Annotated in this window: 16 protein-coding genes; 9 read left to right on the top strand and 7 right to left on the bottom strand. The window is 61.5% G+C overall.

The window, feature by feature from the left end:
• Positions 1-88: 88 nt before the first annotated feature.
• On the bottom strand, positions 89-1654 hold the full coding sequence (locus ACWKV4_RS19140; RefSeq protein WP_483833685.1) for a methyl-accepting chemotaxis protein: 1566 nt from the start codon (positions 1652-1654) through the stop codon (positions 89-91).
• Between the two features lie 172 nt (positions 1655-1826).
• Positions 1827-4565 (bottom strand): aconitate hydratase AcnA, encoded by a 2739-nt coding sequence (gene acnA / locus ACWKV4_RS19135; RefSeq protein WP_483833684.1) that lies wholly within the window; start codon positions 4563-4565, stop codon positions 1827-1829.
• A 276-nt stretch (positions 4566-4841) separates the two neighbouring features.
• On the opposite strand from acnA, the gene rlmM reads away from it, so the two are divergent.
• Genes rlmM through pdxB form a run of 3 tightly spaced genes read left to right on the top strand, consistent with a single transcriptional unit; the run spans position 4842 to position 7366 of the window.
• Positions 4842-5897: a 23S rRNA (cytidine(2498)-2'-O)-methyltransferase RlmM gene (rlmM, locus tag ACWKV4_RS19130; RefSeq protein ID WP_483833683.1), complete on the top strand. Its 1056-nt coding sequence runs from the start codon at positions 4842-4844 to the stop codon at positions 5895-5897.
• Between the two features lie 54 nt (positions 5898-5951).
• The gene (gene tusA / locus ACWKV4_RS19125; protein ID WP_483833682.1) at positions 5952-6206 is read left to right on the top strand and encodes a sulfurtransferase TusA; all 255 of its coding nucleotides are present in this window, start codon (positions 5952-5954) and stop codon (positions 6204-6206) included.
• Between the two features lie 17 nt (positions 6207-6223).
• Entirely contained in the window at positions 6224-7366 is a 1143-nt protein-coding gene (gene pdxB, locus ACWKV4_RS19120) for a 4-phosphoerythronate dehydrogenase PdxB (RefSeq protein ID WP_483833681.1), read from the top strand.
• A gap of 33 nt (positions 7367-7399) precedes the next feature.
• On the opposite strand, the gene ppnP is transcribed toward pdxB, so the two are convergent.
• Positions 7400-7681 carry a pyrimidine/purine nucleoside phosphorylase gene (gene ppnP, locus ACWKV4_RS19115; RefSeq protein WP_483833680.1) on the bottom strand — a complete coding sequence of 94 codons (282 nt, stop codon included), beginning with the start codon at positions 7679-7681 and terminating at the stop codon, positions 7400-7402.
• A gap of 65 nt (positions 7682-7746) precedes the next feature.
• Positions 7747-8304 (bottom strand): 3'-5' exonuclease, encoded by a 558-nt coding sequence (locus ACWKV4_RS19110; RefSeq protein WP_483833679.1) that lies wholly within the window; start codon positions 8302-8304, stop codon positions 7747-7749.
• A gap of 182 nt (positions 8305-8486) precedes the next feature.
• Between ACWKV4_RS19110 and ACWKV4_RS19105 the strand changes: the two genes are divergently transcribed.
• Positions 8487-9338, top strand: a complete 852-nt coding sequence (locus tag ACWKV4_RS19105; RefSeq protein ID WP_483833688.1) for a substrate-binding periplasmic protein — start codon at positions 8487-8489, stop codon at positions 9336-9338.
• A 20-nt stretch (positions 9339-9358) separates the two neighbouring features.
• On the opposite strand, the gene lpxH is transcribed toward ACWKV4_RS19105, so the two are convergent.
• On the bottom strand, positions 9359-10081 hold the full coding sequence (gene lpxH, locus ACWKV4_RS19100) for a UDP-2,3-diacylglucosamine diphosphatase (protein WP_483833678.1): 723 nt from the start codon (positions 10079-10081) through the stop codon (positions 9359-9361).
• A complete protein-coding gene (locus ACWKV4_RS19095; RefSeq protein ID WP_483833677.1) occupies positions 10078-10581 on the bottom strand; it encodes a peptidylprolyl isomerase in 504 nt (167 codons plus the stop codon). Before ACWKV4_RS19095 ends, lpxH begins: the two co-directional genes overlap by 4 nt.
• Positions 10582-10755: 174 nt before the next feature.
• Here ACWKV4_RS19095 and ACWKV4_RS19090 point away from each other — a divergent pair, with 174 nt between their 5' ends.
• Complete coding sequence (locus ACWKV4_RS19090; RefSeq protein WP_483833676.1) at positions 10756-12468, top strand: glutamine--tRNA ligase/YqeY domain fusion protein; 1713 nt, start codon at positions 10756-10758, stop codon at positions 12466-12468.
• A 6-nt stretch (positions 12469-12474) separates the two neighbouring features.
• Positions 12475-13857: a cysteine--tRNA ligase gene (cysS, locus tag ACWKV4_RS19085; protein ID WP_483833675.1), complete on the top strand. Its 1383-nt coding sequence runs from the start codon at positions 12475-12477 to the stop codon at positions 13855-13857.
• Positions 13858-13951: 94 nt separating this feature from the next.
• Here cysS and ACWKV4_RS19080 read toward each other — a convergent pair whose 3' ends face one another.
• On the bottom strand, positions 13952-15727 hold the full coding sequence (locus ACWKV4_RS19080) for a sigma-54-dependent Fis family transcriptional regulator (protein ID WP_483833674.1): 1776 nt from the start codon (positions 15725-15727) through the stop codon (positions 13952-13954).
• Between the two features lie 212 nt (positions 15728-15939).
• Here ACWKV4_RS19080 and ACWKV4_RS19075 point away from each other — a divergent pair, with 212 nt between their 5' ends.
• The 3 genes from ACWKV4_RS19075 to ACWKV4_RS19065 are packed head-to-tail and all read left to right on the top strand — an operon-like array spanning position 15940 to position 18991.
• Complete coding sequence (locus ACWKV4_RS19075) at positions 15940-17034, top strand: ABC transporter ATP-binding protein (RefSeq protein WP_483833673.1); 1095 nt, start codon at positions 15940-15942, stop codon at positions 17032-17034.
• Positions 17034-18131, top strand: coding sequence for an ABC transporter ATP-binding protein (locus tag ACWKV4_RS19070; protein ID WP_483833672.1), 1098 nt, complete (start codon positions 17034-17036; stop codon positions 18129-18131). Before ACWKV4_RS19075 ends, ACWKV4_RS19070 begins: the two co-directional genes overlap by 1 nt.
• The gene (locus tag ACWKV4_RS19065; RefSeq protein WP_483833671.1) at positions 18128-18991 is read left to right on the top strand and encodes a carbohydrate ABC transporter permease; all 864 of its coding nucleotides are present in this window, start codon (positions 18128-18130) and stop codon (positions 18989-18991) included. The genes ACWKV4_RS19070 and ACWKV4_RS19065 overlap by 4 nt, the downstream gene beginning before the upstream one ends.
• Positions 18992-18993 lie beyond the last annotated feature (2 nt).

Below are 18993 nucleotides of genomic sequence, written 5' to 3'. Positions count from 1 at the left end.
TGAAGTCTTTTGAGTACTTACCCATGAAAAACGCCCCATAAGGTTGGATAGGTGTCCAACATTTGGGGCGCAGTTCAGTGCCCATGCCTTAACGGTTGAACCGCTCCACCAAGGAGTACTGGCTGCTGGCTGTTTGGGTCAGGGCTTCGCTGAGCAGGGCGCTGCTTTGGGCCTTGCTAGAGGTTTGGTCGGCCAGCTGGGCGATGGTAGAGATATTGCGGCTTACTTCCTCGGCCACCGCGCTTTGCTCTTCAGTAGCGGCAGCGATTTGGGTGGTCATGTCCGTGATATTGGCCACGGCCTCGCTGATGCCAATCAGCGCCTGGTCCGCTTCCAGTACCCGTGCTACGCCCTCCTGAGCCTGGCGGTGGCCAGCTTCCATGGTTTGTACGGCGGCGTTTGCAGTGTGCTGCAACTTGGCGATCAAGCCGTGAATCTGCCCGGTGGATTCAGCCGTGCGTTGCGCCAGTTGGCGAACCTCGTCGGCCACCACGGCAAAGCCTCGGCCCATTTCCCCCGCGCGGGCCGCTTCAATGGCCGCGTTCAGCGCCAGCAGATTGGTTTGATCGGCAATGCCTTTGATCACATCCACCACGCCACCGATCTCGTCGCTGTCCTTGGCCAGGCGTGTTACGGTCTGGCCGGTTTCACCGACGCAAGCCGACAGGCGCTCGATGGCTTCGCGGGTTTCACCAGCAATGCCACGGCCCCGGCTGGTGAGGTGGTTGGCCTGTTGGGTTGCATCCGCGGTGCGCTGTACGTGGTTGGCTACTTCCACGGTGGTGGCGGCCATTTGGTTCACGGCTGTGGCTACCTGTTCGGTTTCAGCTTTCTGGCGGTCCAGCCCCTCGGAGCTTTCATGGGCGAGGGTATCGGCTTGGCGGGCCTGGCTGCTGAGTTGTTCGGCGGTGTCCTGCAGGCGGGTCAGGCAGGTTTTCAGGCGTGCGTCCTGGCTGAGCATGGACATTTCCAGCTGGCCTTGCACGCCACGGCTGTCGGTATACATCTGGGCGATCAGCGGGTCGGAGGTGGTTTGTTCCGCCAGCTTGAGCAGGCGCTTGAGCCCCCGCTGTTGCCAGCTCAGCCCCAACAGCCCCAGCGGTACCGACAATGCCGCGGCGATCGCAAAGCCCCAACCGCTGCCTAGCCACACGCCAATCAAAAAGCCGATCTGGCTTACCAGAATGAACGGCAGCCAATCCCGTAGCACCGGCAACCAACGCTCGGTAGCCGGCAGGGCGGGCTTGCCAGCGTTAAGGCGGCCATACAGTGCTTGGGCACGGTGTATCTGTTCGGCGGTGGGCTTGACTCGAACCGATTCGTAGCCCACCACCTGGCCGTTTTCCAGCACAGGGGTCACGTACGCATTGACCCAATAGAAATCCCCGCTCTTGCAGCGGTTTTTCACTACCCCCATCCACGGCCGCCCTTGCTTGAGCGTGTCCCACATATGGGCGAACACCGCGGCCGGTACATCCGGGTGGCGCACCAGGTTATGTGGCGCGCGCAACAGCTCCCCACGCTCGTACCCGCTGATCTCCACGAAGGCATCGTTGCAGTAGGTGATCATCCCCTTGGTGTCGGTGGTGGAGATCAACCGCTGATGAGCAGGGAAGGTACGTTCACGTTGGGTAACTGGCTGATTGTTGCGCATGAGGTAATGGGTTCCGCTGAGTCCTTTCGCAGGGTGTCGGCGGGGGCAGGGAAAACCTTAGTTAAGGTTGCTTGCTTGGCTGATGTATTAACAAGGCTCCTCCATCTCGACCCTTGGAAGATTGAGCAATGGCCTAGTAAGTAAGACGCCTCCTGGAAATCCCTGCCTTGACCTAGGCAATCAACTGCCGCAACACATAATGCAGAATCCCCCCAGCCTTGAAGTATTCCACCTCGTTCAAGGTATCGATCCGGCAGAGTACTTCGATCTGCTGCTGTTCACCGCTTTCCCGTGTAATGCCTAGGGTCAGGTGCATCCCTGGGGCAATATACGCGCCGCTCAAGCCAAGCAGGTCGAAGCGTTCTTTACCGGTAAGCTCCAAGGTTTTGCGGGTTACCCCAGACAGGAACTGCAACGGCAATACGCCCATGCCCACAAGGTTGGAGCGGTGGATACGCTCGAAGCTTTCGGCGATTACCGCCTTTACTCCCAGCAAATTTGTGCCCTTGGCCGCCCAATCGCGGCTGGAGCCTGTGCCGTACTCGGCGCCAGCGATGATCACCAAGGGCGTACCCGCGGCCTGGTAGCGCATGGCGGCATCGTAGATGGCCAGCTTTTCACCCGTAGGGATGTGCAGGGTGTTGCCACCTTCTTCGCCGCCTAGCATTTCGTTACGTATGCGGATATTTGCGAAGGTGCCGCGCATCATCACTTCATGGTTACCCCGGCGGGAGCCGTAGGAGTTGAAGTCCTTAGGCTCGACGCCTTTTTCACCCAGGTAGCGCCCGGCCGGGCTGTCAGCCTTGATATTGCCGGCAGGGGAGATGTGATCGGTGGTGACCGAATCCCCCAATATCGCCAGAGCGCAAGCGCCTTTTATAGCTTCGATGACCGGCAGCGGGCCGGCGATGCCTTCGAAGAACGGTGGGTGCTGAATATAGGTGGACTGTTCATCCCAGACATACGTGGCCGCTTGGGGTACCTCAATGGCCTGCCAGTGGGCATCCCCGGTGAACACCTCGGCGTATTCCTTATGGAACATGTTGGTCTGCACCTTGGCCACGGCCTCGGCAATCTCTTGCTGGCTAGGCCAGATATCACGCAGGTACACCGGCTGGCCGTCTGTCCCCTGGCCCAGCGGCCCGCTGACCACGTCCATGCGTACGTTACCGGCCAACGCATAGGCGACCACCAAAGGCGGCGAGGCCAACCAGTTGGTTTTAACCAAGGGGTGCACGCGGCCTTCGAAGTTGCGGTTGCCCGACAGCACCGATGCCACGGTCAGGTCCCCGCTCTGGATGGCCTGCTCGATGGGCGCGTCTAGCGGGCCGGAGTTGCCAATACAGGTGGTGCAACCATAGCCCACCAAGTCAAAGCCCAATTGCTCCAGGTAAGTGAGCAGCCCTGCGGCTTTGTAGTAATCAGTAACCACCTTCGAACCAGGGGCCAGGGAGGTTTTTACCCAGGGCTTGCGGGTCAGGCCCTTTTCTACAGCCTTTTTCGCAAGCAACCCCGCTGCCATCATCACGCTGGGGTTAGAGGTATTGGTGCAAGAGGTAATGGCCGCGATAACTACAGCGCCGTGCTTGAGGATATGGCTGCCGTGAGCATCGCTGTATTGGGCGTCGCCGGTTTGATCGGCATTGCCCACCGCCACGCCACCGCCGCCTTCGCTTTCCAGGCGGCCGGCTTCCTTGGGCGTTGGTTTGAGCTGCAGGCCGATGAAGTCATTGAATGCTTGGCTTACCTGGCCCAGGGGAACCCGGTCTTGAGGGCGTTTGGGGCCGGCCACGCTGGCTTCAACTTCGCCCATGTCCAGCCCCAGTTGGGCGCTGAACACAGGCTCCTGGCCAGGCTCGCGCCACAACCCTTGGGCTTTGCAGTAGGCCTCTACCAGTTGCACTGTTTCCTCGGGGCGGCCCGACAGGCGAAGGTAGCCCAAGGTGATGTCATCCACCGGGAAGAACCCGCAGGTAGCCCCGTACTCGGGTGCCATATTGGCGATAGTGGCCCGGTCCGCCAGGGGCAGCTCTGCCAGGCCGTCGCCGTAGAATTCAACGAACTTGCCCACCACGCCATTCTTGCGCAACATCTGGGTAACGGTTAGCACCAGGTCGGTGGCGGTGATGCCCTCGCGCAACTTGCCGGTGAGCTTAAAGCCCACCACCTCTGGAATCAGCATGGACACCGGCTGGCCGAGCATGGCCGCTTCTGCCTCAATGCCGCCCACGCCCCAACCCAGTACGCCCAGGCCATTGATCATAGTGGTGTGGGAGTCTGTGCCCACCAAGGTGTCGGGGAAGGCATAGGTGTGGCCGTCCTCCTCCCGGGTCCATACGGTGCGGCCCAGGTACTCCAGGTTCACCTGATGGCAGATGCCGGTGCCCGGTGGCACCACGCTGAAATTGTCGAAGGCGCTTTGGCCCCAGCGCAGGAAAGCATAGCGCTCGCCGTTGCGCGCCATCTCGATATCAACGTTTTCGCCAAACGCCTGGGCCGAGCCGTAACGGTCTACCATCACCGAGTGGTCGATCACCAGATCTACCGTAGACAGCGGGTTGATCCGTTGAGGGTCACCCCCGGCCTCGGCCACCGCAGCGCGCATGGCGGCCAGGTCGACCACCGCCGGTACGCCGGTGAAATCCTGCATCAACACCCGTGCTGGGCGGTATTGGATTTCCCGGTCTGAGCGGCGCTCCGTCAGCCAGCCCACCAGGGCCTGCGCGTCAGCGGTAGTCACCGTGGTGCCGTCCTCCCAGCGCAGCAAGTTTTCCAGCAATACCTTCAGCGACATGGGGAGCCGCTGGAGGTCGCCCAGTTGAGCGGCAGCAGCTGGCAGGCTGAAATAACGGTATTGGCGCTCACCGACCTTCAGGGTCTGTAAGGTATTCAGGCTGTCGAGGGAGGGCATTGCAGAGGTCCTCTGGACAGGCCCGCGCGGCACGGGCCGTTGGCTACGTTTGTCTAGTCTGGACTTTCAGCGCGCGCTTGGGGTTCCCCTTCTTTGAGCTGCAAGCTTTAAGCTGCAAGCTACCAGTAAACGCGGTTCGGTGTGGGCAGGGCGCCCAGCGATTTGGCTTACAGCTTGCAGCTTGCAGCTCCAAGAACCGGTATGATTAGCGGTTTATTTCGCCACCTCGCTGTCTCTTCATTAGACAACCGTATAGGGGTGGCTTGCGGAGTATCGATGAATACCTTGTTGCTTCACTGCCGCCCAGGGTTCGAGGGTGAGGTGTGTGCGGAAATCAGCGAGCATGCGGCGCGCCTGGGCGTGCCTGGTTATGCCAAGGCGCGGCCTGCCAGCGCCTGCGCCGAGTTCGTGTGCATGGATGACCAAGGCCCGGCGCAATTGCTGGCGGGGCTGCGCTTTCGCGACCTGATTTTCGCTCGCCAGTGGGCACGGGGCCGCTTTGTGGCCCTGCCAGAAACCGACCGGGTAAGCGTATTGCTCGATGCCCTGAAGGCCTATCCGCTGGCCAGCAGTTTATGGCTGGAGGTGCTGGACACCAATGATGGCAAAGAGCTATCGACCTTCTGCCGCAAGTTTGAAGCGCCGCTGCGAAAGGCCTTGGAGAAAGCCGGTGTACTGCGCTCGGCGGGCGAGGGCGAGCGGTTGCTACTGACCTTTATCAGTGGCCGGGAAGTGTTCCTGGGGGTGGCGCCAGCACGCAACAGTGCCATGTGGCCCATGGGCATTCCCCGGCTTAAATTCCCTCGGGAAGCGCCCAGCCGCTCAACGCTTAAGCTCGAAGAGGCCTGGCACCATTTCATTCCCCGTGACCAATGGGACGAACGCCTGCACGGGGATATGACCGCGGTCGACCTGGGCGCGGCGCCCGGCGGCTGGACCTGGCAGTTGGTAAACCGGGGCATGCTGGTGACCGCCGTAGACAACGGCCCAATGGCTCAAAGCCTGATGGATACCGGCCTGGTGCGCCACTTGATGGCCGATGGTTTTACCTACGCGCCTAAGCCACCGGTGGACTGGATGGTGTGCGATATCGTAGAAAAGCCCGCGCGCAACGCCGCCCTGTTGGAAACCTGGCTCGGCGAAGGGCATTGCCGTGAAGCGGTGGTCAACCTAAAGCTGCCTATGAAGCAGCGCTATGCGGAAGTCAAACGTCTGCTCGAGCGCATCGCTCAAGGTTTCGAGGCACGGCGCATCAAGGTGGCCATTGGCTGCAAGCAGCTGTATCACGACCGTGAAGAAGTCACCTGCCACCTGCGTCGGCTCGATAAGTGATGACCGGCCCCTGCTACTGCGCCACACTGCCACTTAGGTTTTACGAGGTGACCCATGCCTGATGCTCTTGAACATTTGACCGTTGACGCCGTGCTTGACGCCACCGGCCTGAACTGCCCGGAGCCGGTGATGATGCTCCATCAACACGTGCGCGACCTGGCCGCTGGCGGGCTGCTCAAGGTGATCGCCACCGACCCGTCCACCCGCCGGGACATTCCGAAATTCTGCGCCTTTCTCGAGCATGAGCTGGTTGGCCAGCAGCACGAGGGCGGCACCTTCCTTTACTGGATTCGCAAGAAGGCGCACTAAGCGCCCATAGGCTTCCCATGCGCATAGTCGCTGATGAAAACATACCCCTGGTGAACGCGTTCTTCGCCGGGTTCGGCAGCATCGAGCGCTTGCCGGGGCGCACCCTGAGCGCTGCGGCGGTGCGAGAGGCGGACGTGCTGCTGGTGCGCTCGGTGACGCCCGTCAACGCGGCGCTGCTCGAAGGCAGCAAGGTACGCTTCGTGGGTACCTGCACCATTGGCACCGATCACCTGGACCTGCCCTGGCTCAACGCCCAAGGCATACACTGTGCCAGCGCGCCGGGCTGCAATGCGCGGGGCGTGGTGGACTATGTGCTAAGCAGCCTGATGACCCTGGCTGAGCTGGACGGCGTACCCTTGGCGGGCCGGCGCTTTGGTATCGTGGGGGCAGGGCAGGTGGGCGGCAGGCTTGCGGCAGTGCTGCGCGGCCTAGGCTGGGATGTGTTGGTCTGCGACCCGCCTCGATACGCCGCCGAAGGCGGTAATTATCACAGCCTGGATGACATCATCGAGCAATGCGATGTGATCAGCCTGCACACGCCCCTGACTCGTGAGGGCGCTTACCCTACCTGGCACCTGCTTGACCACGGGCGCCTGGCGCGCCTGCGCCCTGGGGCTTGGCTGATCAATGCCGCCCGTGGCCCCGTGGTGGGCAACCAGGCCCTCAAGCAGGTGCTGTTGGCTCGGGACGATCTACATGCGGTGCTGGATGTATGGGAAGAAGAGCCCAGCGTGGACCTGGCCCTGGCAGACCTATGCACCCTGGCCACGCCTCACATTGCCGGGTACAGCCTGGAAGGGCGCCAGCGGGGCACCGCCGCCATCTATAACGCGCTCTGTGCCTGGCGCGGTCTGGAACCTGGTATTAGCCTGGCTAGCCTGCTACCTCCGCCCTGGCTGGCGCAGGTGAACCTGCAGGGGCGTGCCGACTCTGCCTGGGCCTTGGCCATGCTATGTAGAGGTGTGTACGACCCGCGCCGGGACGACGCGGATTTTCGCCGTAGCCTAAGCAACACCCCTGCCACGCAACGGGCGGCGTTCGACGCCCTGCGCAAAGGCTACCCCGAACGCAGAGAAATCGACGGCTTGAGGGTGCTCATAGAGGGGGATGCGCCGCTGCTGCGCCAGTATGTGCGAGCCTTGGGCGCCACCCTCCTGTAGAAGCCAGCAAAGCTGGCGAATTGGCCAACGCGGCTAGCGATACTCGCACAGGTAGGCGGTTTCGCTGTCTGCTTTTACCTGGAACTTGCTGTTGGCCGGTACCTGGAACTGGCTGCCAGCCTCGAAGGTTTCCCAGGCCTCGCCACCGGGCAACTGCACGCTCAGGGCGCCAGATACCACATGCATGATTTCCCGCTGCGCGGTGCCGAATGAATACTCGCCAGGGGCCATTACGCCAATAGTGGCCGCGCCCTCGGTGGTTTCGAAGGCGATGGATTTAACGGTGCCGTCGAAATACTCGTTGACCTTGAACATAGGGCGATTCCTCGTGCGGTTAGCCTAAAACGGGAAGGCAGTATGCCCAAGGCCGAGCGGGTGCGTCACCCGCTTTTGTACTGTTCGGGCAATGCCAATGGCAGCAGCCGAGCCGTATTGCGGGCATCTTCCAACGCTCGATGCTGACAGCCCTGGAATTGCAGGCCAGCCAGTTGCAACGCGCTGTTGAGCCCCGTAGGCCGTGGCAACTGCCGAGCCTTGGCAAAGCGCTGTTTGAGGTTCACATGGGGCACGGCAGCCAGGGCACTGTCCAGGCCGTATTCTCGCCAGCTCAATACGAGCTGCTGGCGATCATAGTCTCCCCAACTTGCCCAGCCGGCCAGGGGCGCGCTTAGGTGGGCCAGCCACCGCTCGAACCGCGCCCACACCCCGGCAAGGCCCTGGGCGCTGTCAATGTCGGCCTGAGTTATGTGGGTGAGTTGGCGGCAGAAGGGCGTGAGCAACGGCCGCCGCTGTGGGCGCACGAACCGCTGGAAATGATCCAGTTCGCGCCCGTCAAGGTTGACCAGGCATGCGCCGATTTCAATGATTTCCATTTCTTCGACCGGCCAGCCACCCTCGTCGGTAGTGGCTTCCAGGTCTATTACCAGCCAGTTCGGCATAGATGCCCCTTGTTGATCATCCTTGAGCTTAAGCTTGAGCTTAGCCGAGCGTTGTAGCTTCCTATAGCCGCCGGTGCATGGCAACGTAGTACAGCGGCCACCCTGAAAGTTGTCTGCTTGGATAAAAACGCCTAGCTTATGACGAACCGACCCACGGAGCCTTGCCTTTGTTATTCAAGCTTATGCGAACCACCTTGGGGTTCGCGACACTGCTTGGAGCGCTGTGCACCGCTAACTCAGGCTCTGCGCAAGAAGTTGTCCGCGTGGCCGCGGTGCATTTCCCGCCCTATATGGTGCATCCCGAAAGCGGCGTGAACAGCGGCTTGTTGCCAGGCCTGCTAGGGGCCCTCAATCATGTTCAGAACCGCTACACGTTCATTCTGGTGCCTACTTCGCTGCCGCGCCGGTTTCAAGACCTGCGCCAGGGGCGGGTGGACATGGCGATTTTCGAAAATCCCAACTGGGGCTGGCAGGATGTGCCCCATACCGCGGTGGCACTGGGCATCGAAGACGCCGAAGTGTTCGTGGGCCGGCACGCTGAAGGCCAGGACGAGCATTATTTCGATACTCTGGCCGATAAGCGCCTGGCGTTGTACAGCGGTTACCACTATGCATTCGCAGGGTTTCGCGCTGAACCGGACTACCTTACCAGCCACTACCGAGCGACATTGACCTACTCCCATGACAGCAACCTGCTGATGGTCGCCCGCAACCGTGCCGACGTGGCGTTGGTGACGCGCTCATACCTAAAGGGCTTCTACGAGCGTTACCCCGAGTTACGTGATGCCTTGGTGGTTTCCCCGCGCGCGGACCAGCTGTACCAGCATTACGCGTTACTGCGCCCCCAGGCGCCCATCACTTGCGCCCAGTTGGCCAGTTACCTGGCGCGGTTGCACGCCGATGGTACCCTGGCGCGGCTGTTCGGGCCGTATCACATCACCTTGACGCCCCAGGCCGACACTGCGCGGTTGCCCTTGCCGCAAGTGGGCGAAGGCCGCGATGCAGACGCAGGTGGCGCGACCGCACCGCGCTGAACAGGCGCGGCGTGGTGGGCTCAAGCCAGTTCGAAGGCTTCCAGCCGCGCGCCCTCGCGGTCCCACTCCAGCACCCAGCCCTGGCGGTCCCAGTCACCCAGCACAATACGCCGCGCCGGTGCCCTGCCCACCTGCAATTTATGCACGGCAGGGCGGTGAGTATGACCATGGATTAGCGTGCTCACGCCGGCACTGCCCATGACCCGTGGGATTTCGTCGGGAGTTACATCCACGATGTCGTTGGCCTTCATCCGCGTTTGCGCACGGCTTTCGTTACGCAGCTTGCGCGCCAGTCGCTGTCGCCAGCCCACGGGCAAGTGGCGCAGTAACCAGAGCGTGAGCGGGTTGCGCAGTACCCGCCGCATTTTCAGGTAGCCCTGATCGCGGGTGCAGAGCAGGTCCCCATGCATCAACAGCACCTGTTCGCCGCTAAGGTCCACCACGCAAGGGTCGGGCAGCAGGATGCACCCCGCCGCATGGCAGAATTGCTCACCGATGAGAAAGTCCCGGTTGCCGTGCATCAGGAAGACCTGGGTGCCGCCGTCGCTGAGCTGGCGCAGGGCCTTGCACATCCGAGCCTGGTAAGGCGACATGGCGTCGTCGCCGATCCAGGCCTCGAAGAAGTCCCCAAGGATGTACAACGCGCGGGCATTGCGAGCCCGCCCTTCAAGGAAGTGCAAAAACGCCCGGGTGATGTCCGGGCGCTCTTCTTGCAGGTGCAGATCGGAGATCAGCAGTATCACTCAACGATCTCGGCGTTTTCGATGATCACGTCATCCTTGGGCACGTCCTGGTGGCCGCCCTTGGAGCCAGTGGCCACGGCCTTGATCTTGTCGACTACGTCCTGGCCTTCGATCACTTCACCGAACACGGCGTAGCCCCAACCCTGCTGGGTGGGCGCGGTGTGGTTGAGGAAGCTGTTGTCAGCCACATTGATGAAGAACTGGGCGGAGGCCGAGTGAGGGTCCATGGTACGGGCCATGGCGACGCTGTACTTCTTGTTAGGCAGGCCGTTGTTGGCTTCGTTTTTGATAGGGGCGCGCTTGTCGGTTTTTTCCTTCATGCCTGGTTCAAAGCCGCCGCCCTGGATCATGAAGTTGCCGATCACGCGGTGAAACACGGTGTTGCTGTAATGGCCAGCATTCACATATTCAATAAAGTTGGCAACGGTGCCTGGGGCTTTGTCTGTGTTGAGTTGCAGCACGATGTCGCCGTGGTTGGTCGTCAGTTTGACTTTGGACATAACAATTCACTCTGGTCGAAATTTACATGGCGCCACGGTTTTACGGCAGCGGCCTGTCAGTGGGTTGACAGCTTCGGCTATGATACGGGCTTTGTTATACATGGCCTAGTTTTAGGCTCTGCATGAACCTATTCGTTGCAGAACACGCTGGCCTATACCGTATTGAAGGACTCCATGACCAAGCCTACCGCCGTGCCTACCGCCGATAACGCTTCGAACGCCGCCGCCAAGGCCGACCCCGTGGTGCCGACCAACTTCCTGCGGCCGATCATGCAGGCCGACCTCGATGCCGGCAAGCATGCCACCGTCGTCACGCGCTTCCCGCCCGAGCCCAATGGTTACCTGCACATTGGCCACGCCAAATCCATCTGCGTGAACTTCGGCCTGGCCAAGGAATTCGGAGGCAGCTGTCACCTGCGGTTCGACGACACCAACCCGGCCAAGGAAGACCAAGAGTACATCGACGCCATCATGGCGGATGTGAAATGGCTGGGCTTCGAGTGGGCTGGCGAGGTGCGTTACGCCTCCCATTACTTTGACCAGTTGCATGCCTGGGCGGTAGAACTGATCAAGGCCGGCAAAGCCTACGTGGACGACCTCACCCCCGAGCAAGCCCGTGAATACCGTGGCAGCCTGACCGAGCCGGGCAAGAACAGCCCGTTCCGCGACCGCTCGGTGGAAGAGAACCTGGACCTGTTCGCCCGCATGAAGGCCGGCGAATTCAAGGACGGCGAGCGGGTACTGAGGGCCAAGATCGACATGGCCTCGCCTAACATGAACCTGCGCGACCCGATCCTCTATCGCATCCGCCATGCCCATCACCACCAAACTGGCGACGCCTGGTGCATCTACCCCAACTACGACTTCACCCATGGCCAGTCGGATGCCCTCGAAGGCATCACCCATTCGATCTGCACCCTGGAGTTCGAAGGCCACCGCCCGCTGTACGAGTGGTTCCTGGAGAACCTGTCGGTACCGAGCAAGCCGCGCCAGTACGAGTTCTCCCGGCTGAACCTGAACTACACCATCACCAGCAAGCGCAAGCTCAAGCAACTGGTGGACGAGCAGCATGTCCGCGGCTGGGACGACCCGCGCATGTCCACGCTGCAAGGCTACCGTCGCCGCGGCTACACCCCTCGGGCAATCCGTAACTTCTGCGAAATGATCGGCACCAACCGTTCCGATGGCGTGGTGGACATGGGCATGCTGGAGTTCAGCATCCGTGAAGACCTCGACCGCGGCGCGCCACGGGCCATGTGCGTGCTGCGCCCGCTGAAGGTGGTGATCACCAACTACCCCGAAGGCCAGCAGCAGGTGTTGGAACTGGCCCGTCACCCCAAGGAAGACATGGGCGTGCGTCAGCTGCCGTTCGCGCGGGAGCTGTTCATCGACCAGGATGACTTCATGGAAAACCCGCCCAAGGGCTACAAGCGCTTGGAGCCCGGTGGTGAAGTGCGCTTGCGCGGGGCATACGTGATCCGCGCCGATGAAGCCATCAAGGATGCCGAGGGCAACATCGTGGAGCTGCGCTGCTCCTATGACCCGGACACCCTGGGCAAGAACCCCGAAGGCCGCAAGGTTAAGGGGGTGATCCACTGGGTGCCGGCCGAGGCGAGCGTGGAGTGCGAGGTCCGCCTGTATGACCGGCTGTTCCGTTCCGCCAACCCAGAGAAATCCGAAGAGGGCGGCAGCTTCCTGGACAACATCAACCCTGGCTCCCTACAGGTGCTCACCGGCTGCCGGGCCGAGCCTTCCCTGGCCCAAGCCCAGCCTGAGGATCGTTTCCAGTTCGAGCGCGAGGGGTACTTCTGCGCGGACCTGAAAGACACCCAGCCGGGCAAGCCGGTGTTCAACCGTACCGTGACCCTGCGTGATTCCTGGAGCTGATGCGCCGTGCTGAACATCTATAACACCCTGACCAAGGCCAAGGAGCCGTTTACCCCTCTGGACGGCAACAAGGCGCGGATGTACGTGTGCGGCATGACCGTGTACGACTACTGCCACTTGGGGCACGGCCGCAGTATGGTCGCCTTCGATCTGGTGACCCGCTGGTTGCGCTACAGCGGGTATGACGTGACCTATGTGCGCAATATCACCGATATCGAAGACAAGATCATCAACCGCGCGCGGGATAACGGCGAGCCCTTCGACGCACTGACCGCGCGAATGATCGAGGCCATGCACGAAGACGAACGTCGGCTAAACATCTTGCCGCCAGACCAAGAGCCCCGGGCGACCGACCATATTCCCGGCATGCAGGCGATGATCCAGACCTTGATCGACAAAGGCTACGCGTACGCCCCTGGCAATGGTGACGTGTACTACCGCGTGGGCAAGTTCGAAGGCTATGGCAAGCTGTCGCGCAAGCGTATCGAAGACCTGCGTATCGGCGCCCGGATCGAGGTAGAGGAAGCCAAGCAGGACCCTCTGGACTTTGTGCTGTGGAAAGCAGCCAAGCCCGGCGAGCCCAGCTGGGAATCCCCGTGGGGCCCGGGCCGGCCTGGCTGGCATATCGAATGCTCGGTGATGTCCACTTGCTGCCTGGGCGAGAGCTTCGACATTCACGGTGGCGGCAGCGATTTGGAATTCCCGCACCACGAGAACGAAATTGCCCAGAGCGAGGCAGCCACCGGCAAGCCTTACGCCAAGGCCTGGATGCACTGCGGAATGATCCGCATCAACGGCGAGAAGATGTCCAAGTCGTTGAACAACTTCTTCACCATTCGCGATGTGCTGGCCAAGTATCACCCTGAAGTGGTGCGTTACCTGCTGGTGGCCAGCCATTACCGCAGCGCGATCAACTATTCCGAAGACAGCCTGCGCGACGCCAAGGGCGCGCTGGAGCGGTTCTACCACGCGCTCAAGGGCCTGCCAGCGAGCGCGCCAGTGGGCGGCGAGGCCTTCGTGGAGCGCTTTACCGCAGCCATGAACGACGACTTCAACACTGCCGAAGCCTGCGCCGTGCTGTTCGACCTGGCCCGTGAGATCAACCGCCTGCGCGAGACCGACCCTGCCTCGGCCGAAGGCCTGGCCGGGCGCCTGCGTGAATTGGGCGGCCTGTTGGGCGTATTGCAGCTAGAGGCCGAGGGCTTCCTGCAAGCAGGCGCTGAAGGCCGGGTAGATGCGGCTGAGGTGGATGCGTTGATTCAGGCCCGCTTGCAAGCGCGAGCCGACAAAAACTGGGCCGAATCCGACCGTATCCGCGACCAGCTCACCGCCATGGGCGTGGTCTTGGAAGATGGTAAAGGTGGTACTAGCTGGCGCCTTCCGTTGTAGGAGTGAGCGCCAGCTCGCGAATGCGGCTCAAAGGCAAACACCCCAGCGCCTGCACCGTCGCCTTCGCCAGCTTCGCTGGCGCCTACCGTTGGGTCTATAAACCGCCAGCGTTCAATTCCCTGAGGCGTTTGTACACGGTGTTGCGGCTTACCCCGAGGCGCCGGGCTACTTGGGAGATATTGCCATCGGTAGCGCGCAGCAGGGCATTGATGTCTTGGGCAGGCACCTCCACTACTTTGGGTGGCAGGGCCGGCACAGCACCAAAGGGCTCCAGCAGTTCCGAAGGCAGGTGCCCCAGTTCGATCAGAGCGTTATCCGCCAACGCCAGGGCTACCTGGATCACACTGCTTAGCTGGCGTAGGTTGCCCGGCCAAGGGTGGTTCATCAACGCCTGCAGGGCGCTGTCGCTAAAGCCCGCTGTTTGCTCTGGTTGCCGGTAACGGGCCCAAATGGCCAGGATCAGCTCCCCACGGTCGGCGCGCTCACGCAGTGGCGGCAGCCGTAGCGTGCAACCTGCAATGCGGTAGTACAGGTCCTCCCTGAAACTTCCCTCGGCCACCGCTTCGGCCAACGGCCTATGGGTCGCGCAGATCACCCGTATATCCACTGGCACCGGGTCACCGCTGCCAAGGGGCTGGATGCAGCGCTCTTGCAAGACCCGTAGCAAGCGCGCCTGGGTCTGCAAGGGCATGTCTCCGATTTCGTCAAAGAACAGCACGCCCTTGTCAGCCTTGCGTACCAGCCCCACATTGCCTTTTTGATTAGCACCGGTGAAGGCGCCTTTTTCGTAGCCAAACAGCTCAGCCTCCACCAGTTCCGGTGGAATAGCCGCGCAGTTCACCGCCACCAGGGGTTGGCGTGCCCGGGAGCTTGCCCCATGCAGCGCCTTGACCAGCACTTCTTTACCGGCCCCGGTTTCGCCGCTGATCAGCAGCGGAATATCACGCTCCAGCAGGCGCAGGCCTTTGTTCAGCAATGCCTGTTGTTCGGACAGAGAACTGGTTGCCGACGCGACGGGTTGGCTGGGCGGGCGCAACAGGCACTGCAAGCGGCTACGACCTGCCGCCAGCAGCGGGAAGGGCAGGGTGGGTGGGCGCGACAGCAGTTCGCCAAGGCTGACCCTAAAGAGTGCTTCGAGCGCTAAGCCCCTTGGGTCTTGGCCCAACAGCGTATCAGCGCGTCGGTTGGCCGCCAGAACTTGGCCCTGCCTGTCGAACATAAGAATGCCGGCCCAGGGGCTATCCAGGTTATTGCGCGCGGTATTGAACACCAAGCGGTGATGAGTGGGCCCGTACTGGGCTTCCAGCAAAGCGTTCTCCAAGGCCTGGCCTATCATTTTGACCGTGCCCAAGGTGTGCGAAGGCGGCAGGAAACTGTCGCTGGACAGCCCCAGCACCCCCACTAGGCGACGGTCTGCATCGAATATCGGTGCCGCTGAACCGCTCATGAAACGGTTGGCTGCCAGAAAGTGCTCATCGTGTTCTATATGCACGGCCTGGCCACACGCCAGTGCAGTGCCCAGCGCGTTGCAGCCCATGCGCGCCTCACTCCAGTGTGTACCGGCGGTAAAGGCTTTAGCCTGAACAGGATCAAAACGTGGCCTACCCCAGGTGTGCAGTAATCGCCCCTGTTCGTCGGCCAGCAGCAACAAGGCGTGAATGGGGTCCAGTACCTGAGAATAGGCGGGCATCAATTGAAAGCTGGTGATGCGGATCAGCTCCGCGCGCCGCAGTTGCCATTGTTCCAGCTCATTGGGGGTAGGCAGGCTGTGGTCGGCTGGCGCTTGAGGTTGCAACCCCGCGGCGGTCGAGCGTGCCCAGGCTTCGCGGATGGCTTGTTCGTGAACGATGCCGTTGTGGCTGCTGAGCATGGCGGCGGCCTTTATGATTATTTTTGTTCCACCAGTGTTGTTCAAAACTGAACATTGTCAACACTTGGGCTGTTCAGTTGTTCAGCCTTGGCTGTTCACTTATGTTCACAGGTAAAACCCACTGGTGCCCTGGAGGGCTCTGGGGCGCGGTTTTCCCTGGGTTGGCACGGTTGTGGCTGTAGCTTGGCTATTACAACAAGAAGGTTGCAGCCATGGCACTGGAACTGCGCGATGTATCCCGCATCGTCGATGGGCAGCACTGGATCGACACCGCTAACTTGCGGTTCGAGGCAGGTTCATTCAACGTGCTGTTGGGCCGTACCCTCTCCGGCAAAACCAGTCTGATGCGGTTGATGGCCGGCCTGGACCGCCCCGATGCCGGCCAGGTATTGATGCAAGGTAGGGACGTGACCGGAGTGCCCGTGCGGGCGCGCCGGGTGTCGATGGTTTACCAGCAGTTCATCAACTACCCCAACCTGACCGTGTACGACAATATCGCCTCGCCGCTGCGCCAGGCGAAATTGCCCGCGGACGAAATCGATCAGCGGGTGCGGGCCACGGCCAAGATGCTGCGCATCGAGCCGTTCCTGGCGCGTTACCCTCTGGCGCTTTCCGGTGGGCAGCAGCAGCGCACCGCCATGGCCAGGGCCTTGGTGAAAGATGCCGAGCTGATTCTGTTCGACGAGCCCTTGGTGAACCTGGACTACAAGCTGCGTGAAGAGCTGCGCCTGGAAATGCGCGAGTTGTTCGCCACGCGCCATACCATTGCGGTGTATGCCACCACCGAACCTAACGAGGCCCTGGCCCTGGGCGGCACCACGACCATCGTGCACGAAGGGCGGATCATCCAGAGCGGGCCGACGGCCCAGGTGTATCAACGCCCCAGCGAAGTGCTGGCAGCCGAACTGTTCTCTGAACCACCCCTGAACCTGCTGCCGGGGCGGATCAGCGGAGGAGAAACGAGCTTGGCCGACTTCGCCCACTTCCCGCTCAATGCCGACCTGCAAGGTCTCGGTGAAGGGGCGTTTCGTTTCGGCGTGCGCCCCAGCCATATCACCCTGGTGCCTTCCAACGATGATGATCTGGAGCTGGCAGTGACCGTGGAGCTTGCCGAGATCAGCGGCTCGGAAACCTTCCTGCACGTGCGCAATGACCAGTGGCGGCTGGTGGCGCACCTGCCGGGGGTGCATGAATTTGCCGTAGACGCGCCCATCAAGGTGTACATCCCCACTCATAAATTATTCGTGTTCGAGCCCCAGGGGCGCCTGGTTCAGGCCCCGGGCCGGCGCGCGGCGAGGGCTGCCTGATGGCCGAGATCCGTTTGCAGCAATTGGCACATAGCTATATGAGCCAGCCGGCCAAGCCCGAAGACTATGCGCTTCAGCACCTGGACCATATCTGGGAGCAGGGCGGGGCCTACGCCTTGCTAGGGCCGTCTGGGTGTGGCAAGTCCACTTTGCTCAATATCATTTCAGGGCTGCTGACCCCTTCGGAAGGCCAGGTGCTGTTCGACGGCCAGCGGGTAAACGAGAAAACCCCCGAGCAGCGCAACATCGCCCAGGTGTTTCAGTTCCCGGTGGTGTACGACACCATGACGGTGTTCGACAATCTGGCCTTTCCCTTGCGCAACCAGGGCATGGCCGCGGACAAAGTGCGTAAGAAGGTGGAGGAAATCGCTGACGTACTGGAACTCACTCCGGTGTTGGCGAAAAAAGCCAAAAACCTGAGCGCCGACGAAAAGCAGAAAGTGTCCATGGGCCGTGGGCTGGTGCGTGACGACGTATCGGCCATTCTGTTCGACGAGCCGCTGACGGTGATCGACCCGCACCTGAAATGGCGGCTGCGGCGCAAGCTCAAGCAGATCCACGAGCAGTTCAACATCACCATGGTGTATGTCACCCACGATCAGTTGGAGGCTTCCACCTTTGCCGACAAGATCGCCGTGATGTACGGGGGCAAGATCGTGCAGTTCGGCACTCCGCGGGAGTTGTTCGAGCGCCCGCGCCACAGCTTCGTGGGTTACTTCATCGGTAGCCCCGGCATGAACCTGATCGACGTTACCCAGCAAGGTGATGCCCTGGCGTTTGGCGACATTCAGGTACCGCCACCTCCGGGCTTGGCAGGCCAACTGCCACAGCTTGCCGGGCAGCGCTTGCAGCTAGGTATCCGGCCTGAATTCGTACGCATCTGGGACGCGCCCGCTGAATACACCCTGGCCGCCCGCCTGCGCCATGTGGAAGACCTGGGCACCTACCGGATTCTTACCTTGGAACTGGGTGGCCAGCGGCTCATGGCGCGTCTGCCCGAGGACCGCCCGCTACCTGAAGGCGAGGTGCCAGTGAGCTTTCCGGCGCCCTGGCTGATGCTCTACGCCAACGACGTGCTGGTGGAGGCCGAACAATGAACAAGGTACCCAACAACAAGGCCTGGTGGCTGGTAATGCCAGTGTTCCTGCTAGTGGCATTTAGCGCCATCGTGCCGATGATGACCGTGGTCAACTATTCGGTGCAGGATATTTTCGACGCCAACAGCCGCTTCTTCGTCGGCACCGACTGGTATCGCCAGGTGCTGCAAGACCCGCGCCTGCACGATTCGCTGCTACGGCAATTTATCTACTCGGCCTGTGTACTGTTGATCGAAATCCCGCTGGGCATCGCCATCGCCCTGACCATGCCTGCCCGTGGGCGGCGCGCGTCGCTGGTGCTGATCGTGATGGCCATCCCGCTGCTGATCCCGTGGAACGTGGTGGGCACCATCTGGCAGATCTTCGGCCGAGGTGACATTGGCCTGCTGGGTTGGGGCCTCAATGCGTTGGGGGTGGACTACAACTACGCGGCTCATACCCGCGATGCCTGGGGCACCGTGCTGATCATGGACGTGTGGCACTGGACCTCGCTGGTGGCCTTGCTGTGCTATTCAGGGCTAAGGGCTATCCCGGACGTGTACTACCAGGCCGCGCGTATCGACCGCGCTTCACCCTGGGCGGTGTTTCGGTACATTCAACTGCCCAAGCTCAAGAGCGTGCTGCTGATCGCCGTGATGCTGCGCTTTATGGACAGCTTTATGATCTACACCGAGCCTTTCGTGCTCACCGGCGGCGGCCCGGGTAACGCCACTACCTTCCTCAGCCAAACCCTCACGCAAATGGCGGTAGGGCAGTTCGACCTGGGGCCGGCGGCAGCGTTCTCGCTGGTGTACTTCTTGATCATCCTGTTGGTGTCCTGGCTGTTCTACACCGCCATGACCCATACCGACCGGGGTTGACA

Source organism: Pseudomonas artemisiae, assembly GCF_057128685.1.
Note: the sequence above shows the minus strand (reverse complement) of the source record. Positions and strands in the feature narration are given on the sequence as shown.